This is a genomic window from Clostridium sp. YIM B02569 (assembly GCF_022320765.1).
In the GTDB taxonomy this organism is placed as follows: Bacteria; Bacillota; Clostridia; order Clostridiales; family Clostridiaceae; genus Clostridium; species Clostridium beijerinckii.
Genome location: NZ_JAKJJX010000006.1, coordinates 101,196 through 114,451, shown reverse-complemented (window position 1 = coordinate 114,451; position 13,256 = coordinate 101,196). Strand labels below are relative to the sequence as shown.

Here is a 13,256-nt window from a genome sequence, read left to right as displayed (position 1 = left end):
ATTTAACTGACTATAAACTTATTATAGTAAACTAGAAAGATTAATGAAAATTCATCTAGTTCAATATCTGATATTATTTTTTGAATTTCAACTATTTTATCATTATTACAGATAATCTTTTTAGCAAATTTAAGATAACAGATGAAAACATAAATCTCATATATACTATCTCATAATATAATTCAGTTTCTATGATATCGCCAGTTTCATTTTATCAATATAACCGTTAAAATTAATATATGTCATGACATTAGCTTTATTTAATAGCAAATAAGCAAGCCTAAATAAATCGCTTGGAGGTTAGAATATGGATATAGACTTATTAGAAAAACTTACAATTTTTCAGAAAAATAAAAATAATTTTATGGAAATCTTATCTTATTTTAATTCAAAGATAAAATACCTAATCTATAAACTAAAATATCCCGAAGCTGAAACAGACCTTATCATATTTCTTTATGAATTAATTACAAAGATAAATTTTGATAAATTTGTTTCTGGCGCTGATGCTTCAATGTATATAAAAAGATGTCTTAGAAATCAAGCAATTAGATTATCATATAAAGTCAATCGTGATAATAGTCTCCTCACCTTTAATTGTGATGATGAATCATTAGAATCATTTAATGAAAATAATTCTAATGATTATTCAGATGTATTCTTCAATGATTTAATTTCATCATTAAAACCTAGACAAAAACAAATTGTTTATTATAAATTCTATCTGCAGCTTTCAGATATTGAAATTGGTAAAATTCTTAAAATATCTAGACAATCTGTAAATACAGCTAAAAGAGTTTCTTTAAATCTACTAAAAACTAAGTTATATATGGAGGGTTGATATTATGTATGATGACCTTATAAAAGTTTCTATGACTCAAGGAATCTGGACATTACTCAGCTGTGTGCTTATAGTATACATATTAAAAGCACAGGAAACCAGAGACTTGAAGCAGGAAGAAAGAGAAAAGAACTATCGGGAAATAATTAAGGAGCTTACTGATAAATTAAATCTTTTAGATTCTATGAATTCAGCTTTAAATGAAATCAAAATTAAGATTAATTAAGCTTTATTTTTCAGATTTCCTTAATATATAATCCAGTTATTTCTTTGAGATGTGCATTAAAAAGTGTTTAATAATATAAAATAAAAGTATATAATCTTTAAACTTTATTGATTATATACTTTTATTTTCGTGTAAGCATAATGCTATTATGTTTATTTTTGTCATATATTTATGTATAATATAATTTAAATAGACTTAGATTGAGGTGATTTATGATTTTAATATTTAAATATTTAGATATTCTTCTATTCCTTGTTTTTTTCTGCATTTCATTAATTTTTATGATAAATTATATCCAATCCTACCATAGGTTAGTTGGAGATAAAAAAGCTAATTTAGTAATTGATTCACATTTATGCTCTAATAAACACTCATATTTTATGTATATCTTTATTGTATTTCTTATAATAAGAAATATTACAGAAAGCTTTTCTTTATACTTACTGCTAAGCAATTGTATTCTTATATTTATTATTATTTTGTGTCTATTTTTATATGACAAAGTTGTATCTAAAATGTATTTTCTTGAAGATGGAATTTTTATTGGAAATAAATTCATTGAATATATAGATATAAGGAGCCTTGACTTTATAGAAGAAAAGAATGAGGTTTTCATTGTAAAGATATATTATACCTTTTTAGAAAAAGTTTTTACTGTTTCATATAAAATAAGTCTTGATTCAAAAAGTAAAATCGAGGATTATATTAATTCATTAAATTTTAATATTAACTTTAATGGGGAATAAATAAAACTTATTAAATCCACTCTATGAAAAAATTTTAATACTTTTGAATATTTCACTTAACTTTTGCAAATAATTATCAATGAAGTATTAACTTTCAACTATGGTAAAGAGATAGCATTTTAGATTACCCTGCTATCTCTTTTTTATTATTTATTTAAGCTAACAATTATTTACAATATTATAGTTTTGAATATTTTTTCATAAACAGCATATACTACTCTCGTAAGATAGTAGTAATTTAATTTCATTAAAAGTGAACCACCAGAATAAGCCCTTATTTTCAAGGGCTTATTTTTGTTTTATTAAATAAAGATCTATTCTGAATATATATATTAACTTTTCACATAATAAAATAAATCAATTAATTATACAGTTTAATTAAGAAAGGTGGATGATTTTTAATGAAGAGATTTCGTACAGCATTATTTGCTTTCTTATTAGTATTAGTTACATCATTAACAACCAGCGCTTATAGTCAATCTGGTAAAACTCTTTCTCAAGGAATTTATAATGCAAGAGATTCAAATTTATTAATAAGTACTCCTATGACAGTTAAGATTGATTCTCCTAGCGGCAAGGCTATTATCTTTATACTTGATTCTGATTATTCAATGAAGGAAATGGTAAAGTTAGAAACCGAATCCACTGAACACACTTTAAAGCCATTTGATTATGGTTCCTTAATCATAGTCGTTGGTAATTCAAGTGTTACCTTTTACTAAAAGGCACTAGAAATAGTGCCCTTCTTATATTTTAATCATTATAATCTCTTATTAATATACTTACCAATTATTCATAGTAAGTATACCCCTTCATTTTACTTTGTATCACTAATATAAGATTTACAAAATGAAATCCTCCAATTGATAATATAACAAAAATATTAGAAACATTAAAAATTATTATTACTATTCCAGCTATAATAAGATACACTGAATTTAATATTGCAAACTTTAATTGCATCCTGAAAAATTCTCTTGGTTTTATAATTGTCATTGCTGTTTTTCTTGCAAATCTTTTATTGTAGTAAGTAATTTTATCTTTACACCAAATAGAATATATTAAATAGATTACTCCAATTAAAATTGGTAATATACCAAGCCAATTCATCTCAAATCCCCCTAATCAAAATGCCCTATTACAGATAACCCAACTATAATATATACTTATGCGTATACCTCACCGAAATCATAAATATTTTGATTCCGAAAAGCTATGAAAATCGAACTTATGTGAATTCTTACAAAAATCAAATATAATCCTATTGAAAGCTGCTAAGAATGGCTTTTTCTATTTCTCTAATAGCCATTTCGTACTCCGAAATTCCACTTAAGACTTTAAATTCTTCATTATCAATAATTGATTTAAGCATTTTCTTTCTAATTATTTTTTGTTCTTCAGGTTTTATTTCTAATTCAACTTTATTAAAATAAGGATTGCTGCTGTAGTCATATCCCATATAAATTACTTCTTCAATATAGGTTTTAAACCATTTGGCAGCAGCTTCTTTATCTCCAATTTCAATATATAATTCAACATATTTATATGCAGCTGAACCTAATCCAATATGAAACATATCCTGAATCTTATGACATGCATCTAAATAAAGTATTGCCTTTTCATAATCTTTTTCTTTCTTTGATGTCTTCGCCATTATAATTAGCATAAGGATACTATTATTTAGATAATTCAATAATTTGTTGCTGCAAAATTTTTGAATTTCTTTTTTCTTTCCCTGTTTTTCAAGAATAATTGGGTATAAAGTTACTGGATCTAAGCTTTTGGGAAGTTCATTAAGTGCTCTTTCACTTTCTTCATAATTTTCCAAAATCATATTTATATGAGCAATAAAAAACAGAGCTGTTTGCATATATTTAGGATCTTTACTTTCAGCTACCTCATTAAGCAGATCTAAAGCTTCTTGTCTTTTTGCTTTTATAAGCTCTTCTGAATCATCCTCAGACATCATAAGGTATGTGTTAAGTAACCCTGCAACTTCGACTTTTAAATGAATACTGTTTGGATATTCGCTCAGATATTTTTTACATTCTTTCTCACCAACTGCATACCCCTCATGAAGAAATAGTTTTGTGAGCTTTGATTTTATATTATTAACTTCTTCTTCTGAAAGTTCTTTATGAAATGATAATAATGTATCAATAGATATGTTTAAAGCTCTGGCTAGAGGAGCTAATATTGAAATGTCAGGCATTGAATTTCCATTTTCCCACTTACTTACTGCTCCTGCTGAAATTCCAATCATAAGAGCTAATTCCTCTTGAGTCAATTTTCTCTCTTTTCTTAACTTTAAAATTGTTTCCCCTATATTTAATTCGTTCAATTCTATACCTCCGATATTTAGGCTTCAAAATACCTTTTGATAAATTTATTATAAGTTTACCTTTTATAACAAACAATAGAGGCTAATTCACATTTAAATTAAGAAAACTTGAATATCATTCGACTTAAACTTATTTAAAAATATACAGATTTCAATGATAAATTCTATTATTAATTACTATGCAGTACTTACTTAATGGATTATACCTGTGCTGCACGAAGTTTTTTCCACTTTCGAATTTTGCTGCGAAAAGATTTAAAAGGTGCAACAGTATTTATATGAATCCATTTCCAAACTGGCCAATTAGATGGTGTTGACTCTGCCCACTTTCTGCCTCCTTGATTAAATAACTCATCCTCATTAAAATCTTTTATCCATAAAATAATATCCTCTACATCTGAAATGTACATTTCCTTTAACTCTGATAAAGAATAGCCATTATACTTAGTATAAAATCTTTCATATAACTTTCCTAGTTGATTCCATTTAAAATCTTTATCTGGTGTTATTACTTCCTTTCCAGCTAATTCATCACTTTCCCAGCTTTTAAGCAGCTCCATCCACCCAAGTTGGTATGCAATGATTTGTCCAGGGGCTCTATCTACTCCTTCTATAATAAGATTCTTATCACTTTCTGCTACATCATCAAATTCCTTTATAAAAAGTGTTGATGTCTTTTTTATTTCATTTATGAAAGTTTCTTTATCCGCATATTGCTCCATAACTACACCTCCTATTTTGTATAATAATACAGCATAAAACTTGACAGCATCATGTCATATTAATTAACTTTACTAGAGTATTAATTAGCTTTAGTAAAATATAGGTTAATATAAACAACTACTAATTCCATGTATATAATTAGTTTAGCTCCTTCAATGGCTTTTTCATTTATATTTTGGTGAAATCTGTGGGTAATTTCTAAAATTATAAGAAATATATGGTCTTAAATCAGATTTCCTTGTGTTGTTCTACATTATAATTTCTAACCCTTTTCCTGTAGCGCTCTAAGATCATAGTATTGCTATTTTTTATACCTATTTTAGGCACGACTCTATATACTCAACTGGCACATCCATCCTAATAGCCGTTTCTTCTAGGGATAGACCACTATTTAAGAATCTTTTTACGACCATGACCATATTTTCTCCAACTTCGATAATATGCTTGTCAGGATCATAAAATCTAATAACACGCTGCCCCCAAGAATGTTCTATCATATGATGTACATAATTAATATCTGAGATGGTATTAATCTTTTGGATAAAGCTGTCAAAATCATCTTCCTCAAAATATAATTCCCCTACATTTCCACCAAAAGCAATTTTATCATTCTGTTTGCATATAAATGATAACCAAGTATCTTTTGTTTGTAATGCAATACCACCAGTCAAAGTTACATTTGCTCCAAAGTCAACAACAACCTCTAACCCAAGTACTTCATAATAAAATTTCTTTGATTTCTCCATATTAGAAACAACTATCATTGGATTTGAAAACTTCATTTTATTCCTCTCCTTTAGCTAGCTTTATCTCTTCTAACCTTTCCTCCGCTGCTTTAATTGCCTGAGTTCCTGTTTTACAAAGTACATTTATTCCCTTAACAATAGTTACAATTACATATGCCTCTACTAATTCTTCCATAGTTAAACCTGCTTCTACAGCTGCAACAGCATGCGCCTTTGCTCCACTTACTTCATCATCTAAACTATCCAATATAGTAAAAATCAATTCTCTTGTTTTTTTAGGAAGATGTCCATTTTCAATTGATTCACGCATTGCCAAATATCCACTTAACCCATCTGGTGAATATTTAGAAAGTGCATCAGCAAATGGCGGATTCCATTTCAATTCTTCCTTATAATATTTAAGTATACTTTCAAAATCCTTCATAACTAAACTCCCCCTCATTTCTTATTTTCTTGAGAATATTAACCCAAACTATATTTTCTTAACAATATAATCAACAAATCCTTGTCTTATTTTTTCACCTTCATCCATTCTTTCTAATACCCTAATTTCTTTATGCAATATTTCCATATCTTCAAAATATGTATCTGGCTCACATTCCTCAAAATATGAATGTATTACAGGAGTGTTTCTCTCCATTTGCTCATATTGATTTTCACCAATATCTAAACCTGTTCCATACCGAGAATCCTTTGTCGTAAGAAAATTTACAAAAAGTAAACCTCTAGGCTTTAATACACGTTTCATTTCATTTATTGATTTTAAAACATCTTCTTTTCTCATGTGAAATACTGAATTATACGAATAAACAAAGCTAAATGTTTCATCTTCAAATTTTAAATATCTCATATCTCCTTGTTCAATATTTAAATCTTGATTTTTTTCATCTGCATACATATTAGCCTTTTTTAATTGATTAATATCCAATTCTATTCCATGTGTTTTATATCCATATTCTGAAAATAAGCTTAACGGTGGACAATTACCTCCTGCACCACAATCTAGAACCACCTTATCCATAGTTGTTTCATTACAGAACATGATAAATCTATCCAATGGTATTTGCCTAAATATTTCATTCATTCTACCTTGTCCTTTCTATTAAAAATATTTTATAAATTACCTAAATTTAGCATTGCTACAGCCTTTTATTTCTCCTAAAATATTCTGACATTATAACTAAATAATAACATATATTACAATTATAAATCATTTAAATTTTATTAAGTTTCAGTCTATGTGCTGAAATATGAAATTATATTTTTTTACTTAAATCTTTAGCAAACCAGATGTTCGATTGAAACTAAAATTTAGAAACTTAATTACAATATACATTTTTAATAGACTCCAATTAAATTTATTACATTCTTTGACACAATACATCTACATCATTCAAAATTCTATGTATTCCAGCTCGAATAACAGATATTTTATAATTTATATTGGCATATTTTGTTGAAATTAAGATTAAAATATATTCTTAAGAAAGAAGGAACTCTCGAATTTATTAAGAATTTTAAATTATAGGTAAATAAATATAAAAATATTAATTTATGAGGGGTGTGTTTTATGAATTTTAATTTTAATACTAGTTTTTCTATGGAGTTTGATGCTATTGACAATAAGCATAAAGAATTATTTAATCGAGTTAATAAACTTCTTTATGCTTTAGAAAAGGAAAAGGATAGTAATGAAATTATAAAAGTTTTAGACTCTGTTGAACATTATGCAAATAATAATTTTGATGAAGAAATGACCCAAACAAAATACAACTGTTCTGAACTTAAAATGTGTCACAGAAAACTTAATATGGAAATAAGAAAGTTAAGATATTCATTTGAAAATCCAGGAGTTTCATCATTGTTTACTCCTCTAATGCAAAAGGAAATAATGAAGTGGAGTAAAAATTACATAATTGGCTTACATAAATATTCATATGCATTTTTAAACGAGAACTCTTCGTCTGCTGCTGAAGTTATGTTATAGCAAGATGATTTAACTCAACCATTGGCTTCGTTTTTTACTTCTTCAAATAATTACCCCTGCACCGTGTTTCACGGCACAGGGGTAGTTTCTATATATTTTGTATTATTTTACAACGTCTCTTGTTCAATTATTATAATAATTTTAGCTTCTAACTTTAAATATATTATGGAATATCCCCATTGCAAACTTTCACCGATTATAGCACGTGCCTATACGGACACACCAAAAATATAAAATATCAAATATTCAATTTACACCAGTTGTTCTACATTCTCCTTCGTTCTGTTAATTTATAAGGAACTATTTAAATATTAAAAAGCAAGACTAAAATCTAGCCTTGCCTTCTTAATTTATAACTTTTTGATATAAATTACTCTTTTATTAATATGTTCAATAACTTTACATCAGTTAATGCTTCCATTCCATATTGTATATCAGCTTCCAATGCAAAAATATCACCTTCGCTTATTACTGATTCGTCATTTTCATTATAAACAACTTTAGCTTCCCCTTCTATTACAATAAATAAAGATTCCATTTGATAATATTCTTTATCAATGCTTTCTCCTTTTGCATATGAAAAGAATCTAACTTCATGTTTTTCATTATCTACTAGGGCCTTACTTGCTATTGTATTTCCTGAATGACTTATCATATCTTTCATTTTCATTGGTTCAAATGGTTTGATGTTTCTTAAATACTTCATAGGCTTAATCCTCTTTCACTACTATTAATAGCATCTTCATATCTTCTTTTGCAGTTACTTGATGCTGAATATTTGCAGGCATAACTACCACCTGACCTTTGTGAGCTTCCATTACTTCATCACCTATCTTTACAGTAGCTACTCCTTCCTGAATAACAATCATAGCATCACCTTTAGCTGCATGAGGTCCAACGCCCTCACCTTTTCCAAAAGCTAATGCAGTAAGTCCTACACCTTTCTTTTGGGCCATTGTAACAGTTTCTATTTGACCTTCCTTGCAGCTTACTAAACTGTCAAAATCTATTGCCTTTGATTTTTCTATATTCTTAATTAATTCTTGCATATTACATTCTCCTTTTCATTTTTATATGTAGGTAAACAACCTCTCTCCATTGATTTATATATATAGCCATACTAGAAATAATAGGGATTCTTTTGTGCAGTGTTTCATTGAGAATTTTGCTGTAGGATTTCTTCAGTACAAGTTGTTCTATTTTTGCTTGTCATTTGCTTGTCAAAGGAGCATGCAGAAATTGGTACAACTTATACTGTTAGAAATCCACAGTGAAATTCTTTAGAAACCGAAATAACAGAATCCCTGTTATTTCGGTGATTATATCCATAACTCTAAGATTCATTTAGTTTATCTACAGATAAGCTGTAAATGTTTCTATTAGTTCTTCATTATTTTTGTTTATATTACTATCAAAATATAGATCTAATATAGGAATTTTTATTTCTTCTTTATATTTTTCTCTTAATATTTTTAATATTGTAGCTGTATTTTCATACATAGAGCTTACAACAATAATCCCATCAACATTTTCTGCTGTTAATAATTTAGCAAATCTATATCTTCCACTTCCTCCTGCATAATTGGGAAGCTTATCTTTTAGTATTTCATTAAGACTATCAATATCCTTATTAAATGGAGATTTTTCTTCTAGAATCAAATTAACTTTGTTAATAATTTTCTTAGCTTCATCTACTAATTTCAAATATTGTTTATTAGTCTTATTTCTCTTACTGCTAAAGTCTTTATATAGCATATATAATTCTTCTGCAAATGGCTGTTTTACAACATCATAATCTTCCATTAGCCTTTTTATGAGCTTATTATTTAAATAATCTTTATGCACTACCAAAGATTCTCCCACTATAATCAGTTTCTTTTTATTTTCCTTTAATATCTCATTGTTTAGGATTTCTAATTTCTTATCAAAATATGAGTCTGTCATATTATTATTTTTTATTGCTTTAATTAAATCATCTAAGGATGTTTCTTTTTTATCTTCATGTAATCTATTAATCAAATCCCCTATTACCAATGCTTTAAAGAATTCTAGACCAAAATCTTTATCACCTAAGTAATCTTCTATAAATGGCGCTTCGAGATTTAATTTTCTGCCACATTCTAAGGCTTTATATTGTATAAGCTTCCCATACTGCCCAAAGGTTTCACTTCCTTCATCTGTAGGGAGATATAATGTATATTCTTTTTCACTTTCTTTAACTTTACTTATGACTTCTGATATTAAACCAGTTAATGAAAAATACTCTTTCCCTCTAGAAAATTGTTTTCCAATTTCAATTGTGCTTTCACTTACAGGTTCTAATATTGTAACCTTTGTATTTTTTCTTTCTAAGAAAGCTTTTAGTATATTGCTGTATGGATACATATATGGAATTATCACTTCATTTTCAGTTTCCATTTCATTCTTAGAGTTTTGAAGTTTATCATCAAATTTAACTTCATTAATCATTCCAAGTTTTTTATTACAATTACCTTCAACAGATTCCTCAACTTTATTTTCTAAAAGGCCATTAGTATCACAATTTTTAATCGAATTTATAAATGCCTCTACCCTTGTAATTACTCCAACTTTTGAAGAATGTTCATCTACTTCTATATGCAAGTAAGGCTTACTTCCCATTTCCTTTTTAAAATAATGAGTAAGAATTGTATCTGGTCCACATCCATGATTAGTAATGTATATTGGATATAAATTTTTATGTTTTCTAATAATTTTTGCTCCAGTTATTATGTGCTGCCCAAAAGGCCAATACATATTAGAATATTCTTCTCCAATATTCATTTCAGAAGCCTCAAGGTGAGTTAAATGAAGTACTTTATATCCACGCTTTTTCAATTCATTTTCTATGCCCATGTTTAATGCTGGATCAACTATGTTATATACTCTGCTTATCATTACAAATACTTTTTCATCTTCACCTATATTCTTTAAAACATCAGATCCGAGTGATTCAAGATTTTTCTCATAATCCATAAACTTTTTCATACCAGACATTACTGCTGCCGCTGTTTCTATTTTGTTTTTTCCAAGATCTTTCCCTATGCTTAATAAAGTTTTAATCATATATTGTTTGCCAAAATTAAATGATAATGTTGGTGATATTAACTTTATATTTTTTTCTGCCAAATTAAACACGCTTTCAATTATCTTTGGTGAAGTCTGCATATATACACATGCATAATCTTCTCTCACATCTGAACCTGCATGCTTCATAGTATATAAATGTGGTAAGAATATATAATCAACCTTTCTCTCTAAAAGCCACGCTACATGCCCATTTATTAATTTAACTGGAAAACATGTTTCTTCAAACGAATATTCCTGGCTAAGGCCTATTATATCTTCATTAGTTGCATCTGAAAGTAAAACATTATATCCTAATTTTTTAAATATCTCATTAAACATCGGGAACATTTTATTAAGAAATAATACTCTTGGTATCCCTATTGTTTTTTTATTAGCATCTTTATCAGTTATATATCCATCTAAGAATAATTTTTCACCTTTATTTGAATAATCTATACTTCTATTTTGTTTCTTATCTTTCTCGTTATTCTTTATACTTTCCTTTGTTAAAACTGCTGTTCCTAAAGCTCCTGTAACACTAAAGAATTCTGGAACAATAATTTCTTTATTAAGTAAAGCTCTAAATGCATTTACTACTGCTTGATTATGAGCAATTCCACCTTGAAGGAAAATTTTATTTCCAATAGGCCTATTTCCAACAACTCTGTTCAAATAATTTTTTACTATAGAGTAAGCAAGTCCAGCTGAAATATTCTCAATGCTTTCGCCTTCTCCTATTGCTTTACCTATGTTTCCTTCAATAAAAACTGTACATCTATCCCCTAAATTGCAAGGGCTATCGCCTTCTAAAGCAACCTTTCCAAACTCATTAATACTTATTCCAAGTTTCTTAATTTGCTCTTCTATAAACGCTCCCGTTCCAGCTGCGCATATTTTATTCATTTCAAAGTCTTTTACTAACTTATTTTCTATACATATATATTTTGAATCCTGACCACCAATTTCAAATATGGTATCAACATCACCACATACATTTATAGCTCCTTCTGCTTGAGCTGTAATCTCATTTACAATTAAATCTGCATTAATTAATTTTCCAATATACTCTCTACCAGAACCAGTTGTACCTATTCCTTTGAATTTAAAGTCTTCTCCTAATCTTTCCTTTAATATATCAAAATACTCGGTAACAACTTCTTTTGGTTTTCCATTAGTTTTTGTATAAATATAATCAATTACGTTGTTATCTTCATCAATAACAACAAAATTGATACTTGTTGATCCAACATCAACGCCCAAGTAACCTTCTTTTAAATTATTATTTATACAAGTATGCTTATTTAAGCCATCATTTACTCCGAATTTATCTAACTTTTCAAACAAACTATTTTTAGGCTTTTCTATAATTAATTTTTCAGAAGAACTAAGTTTATTTACATCTATAATTAATCCTTTTTCTTCTGCTATCTTGCAAGCTCCAAAACATGTAAGTAGCTCAAAATTTTCTTCAATTATAATGTCTTGGTCTTCTAACTTTAATACATCCTTTAGAGCTTTAACTACTCCTTTGTTATGTATTACCCCACCAGAAAGCATGATTGGTTTATTAAGCTTATTTTTCTGAAGAACATTTGCTTTATAATTTCTTACAAGTGCATGGCATAATCCTTGTAATATATCCTCTACTTTCACTCCATCCTGCATATGATGTATCATGTCAGTCTTTGAAAAAACGCTGCATCTTCCAGCTATTCTTGGAATTTCTGTAGCTTTTTCTGTGTAGGCTGATATATCTTTTATATCTATAGATAATCTTGAAGCCTGCTCTTCTAAAAAAGAACCAGTACCAGCTGCACAGCTTGTATTCATAAAGAATTTTACATTTTTAACGTCTATATCTGTAATATATTTTGTTTCTTGTGCACCAAGTTCAATAATAGATTTAACATTCTTATTTTTAAATAAAGCTCCTTCAATAAGAGAAATACTATTATTGATATGATATTTTTTATCTAAATTAATTCTTGATGATAAACTTCCTGTTATCCCAATAACCATATTTGATTCTTTATTAATTGCTTTAACCTTCTCAATTAACTCACTATAATATTTATTAATATTTCCTTTATGGAATATATAATTACTTTCAATTAAATTATCATTACTATCTAAGTAAACATACTTAAGAGTTGAATAACCAATATCTATTCCTAACTTATTCATAACACCCTCCTTTGAAATTCATTCTCATTTACTTCTTATAAGTATTATATTATACTTTCACTATAGACTCCGTATCATATGATACGCTTTAAAAGAAATTTATGAGGAGTCTAATGTCATATTTAGATAATTTAAATATTTCATGTGCTTCTGAAGTCCAAATGATTGAGGTTTTTATAAACTAAAATACCCTATAGAGTTGACTTTTTTATCGTCTATTCTATAGGATACAATCTAATTATCTTATGATCCATCCGTTATTAAGAATAAAGTTTACACTATATCTTTCAATCTGAAGTATTGCTCGATCTTTTCATCAATTAAGCAAAAAATTACAGGAATGTGCGATTTTAAATTTCATATTTTTAGTTAAGA

The 13,256-nt window shown here is 27.6% G+C and carries 14 protein-coding genes; 5 read left to right on the top strand and 9 right to left on the bottom strand.

Annotated features, from left to right (window positions below; genetic code table 11):
• Positions 1–307: 307 nt before the first annotated feature.
• The 4 genes from L3B96_RS07500 (at position 308) to L3B96_RS07485 (ending at position 2,535) form a co-directional block, all read left to right on the top strand.
• Positions 308–841: an RNA polymerase subunit sigma-24 gene (locus tag L3B96_RS07500; protein WP_238859893.1), complete on the top strand. Its 534-nt coding sequence runs from the start codon at positions 308–310 to the stop codon at positions 839–841.
• Between the two features lie 4 nt (positions 842–845).
• Complete coding sequence (locus tag L3B96_RS07495; protein WP_238859891.1) at positions 846–1,067, top strand: BhlA/UviB family holin-like peptide; 222 nt, start codon at positions 846–848, stop codon at positions 1,065–1,067.
• 515 nt (positions 1,068–1,582) lie between these two features.
• The gene (locus tag L3B96_RS07490; protein ID WP_236886692.1) at positions 1,583–1,813 is read left to right on the top strand and encodes a hypothetical protein; all 231 of its coding nucleotides are present in this window, start codon (positions 1,583–1,585) and stop codon (positions 1,811–1,813) included.
• A 401-nt stretch (positions 1,814–2,214) separates the two neighbouring features.
• Positions 2,215–2,535 carry a hypothetical protein gene (locus L3B96_RS07485; RefSeq protein ID WP_238859889.1) on the top strand — a complete coding sequence of 107 codons (321 nt, stop codon included), beginning with the start codon at positions 2,215–2,217 and terminating at the stop codon, positions 2,533–2,535.
• Positions 2,536–2,602: 67 nt separating this feature from the next.
• On the opposite strand, the gene L3B96_RS07480 is transcribed toward L3B96_RS07485, so the two are convergent.
• From L3B96_RS07480 to L3B96_RS07455, 6 genes are all read right to left on the bottom strand, one after another.
• Positions 2,603–2,923 carry a hypothetical protein gene (locus L3B96_RS07480; protein WP_238859887.1) on the bottom strand — a complete coding sequence of 107 codons (321 nt, stop codon included), beginning with the start codon at positions 2,921–2,923 and terminating at the stop codon, positions 2,603–2,605.
• A gap of 151 nt (positions 2,924–3,074) precedes the next feature.
• Positions 3,075–4,154, bottom strand: coding sequence for a helix-turn-helix transcriptional regulator (locus L3B96_RS07475; protein ID WP_238859885.1), 1,080 nt, complete (start codon positions 4,152–4,154; stop codon positions 3,075–3,077).
• Positions 4,155–4,354: 200 nt separating this feature from the next.
• Positions 4,355–4,876, bottom strand: a complete 522-nt coding sequence (locus L3B96_RS07470; protein ID WP_238859883.1) for a ClbS/DfsB family four-helix bundle protein — start codon at positions 4,874–4,876, stop codon at positions 4,355–4,357.
• Between the two features lie 315 nt (positions 4,877–5,191).
• The gene (locus L3B96_RS07465; RefSeq protein WP_238859881.1) at positions 5,192–5,659 is read right to left on the bottom strand and encodes a VOC family protein; all 468 of its coding nucleotides are present in this window, start codon (positions 5,657–5,659) and stop codon (positions 5,192–5,194) included.
• A 1-nt stretch (position 5,660) separates the two neighbouring features.
• The gene (locus tag L3B96_RS07460; RefSeq protein WP_017213060.1) at positions 5,661–6,047 is read right to left on the bottom strand and encodes a carboxymuconolactone decarboxylase family protein; all 387 of its coding nucleotides are present in this window, start codon (positions 6,045–6,047) and stop codon (positions 5,661–5,663) included.
• A gap of 48 nt (positions 6,048–6,095) precedes the next feature.
• Entirely contained in the window at positions 6,096–6,707 is a 612-nt protein-coding gene (locus L3B96_RS07455) for a class I SAM-dependent methyltransferase (RefSeq protein WP_238859880.1), read from the bottom strand.
• 486 nt (positions 6,708–7,193) lie between these two features.
• On the opposite strand from L3B96_RS07455, the gene L3B96_RS07450 reads away from it, so the two are divergent.
• Entirely contained in the window at positions 7,194–7,610 is a 417-nt protein-coding gene (locus L3B96_RS07450) for a hemerythrin family protein (RefSeq protein WP_238859878.1), read from the top strand.
• A gap of 370 nt (positions 7,611–7,980) precedes the next feature.
• Here the strand turns inward: L3B96_RS07450 and L3B96_RS07445 are convergent, their stop codons facing one another.
• The 3 genes from L3B96_RS07445 to L3B96_RS07435 form a co-directional block, all read right to left on the bottom strand.
• The gene (locus L3B96_RS07445) at positions 7,981–8,316 is read right to left on the bottom strand and encodes a cupin (protein ID WP_238859876.1); all 336 of its coding nucleotides are present in this window, start codon (positions 8,314–8,316) and stop codon (positions 7,981–7,983) included.
• Between the two features lie 4 nt (positions 8,317–8,320).
• A complete protein-coding gene (locus tag L3B96_RS07440) occupies positions 8,321–8,659 on the bottom strand; it encodes a cupin domain-containing protein (protein ID WP_012059922.1) in 339 nt (112 codons plus the stop codon).
• 304 nt (positions 8,660–8,963) lie between these two features.
• Positions 8,964–12,881 carry an acyl-CoA dehydratase activase gene (locus L3B96_RS07435; RefSeq protein ID WP_238859874.1) on the bottom strand — a complete coding sequence of 1,306 codons (3,918 nt, stop codon included), beginning with the start codon at positions 12,879–12,881 and terminating at the stop codon, positions 8,964–8,966.
• Between the last annotated feature and the right edge of the window lie 375 nt (positions 12,882–13,256).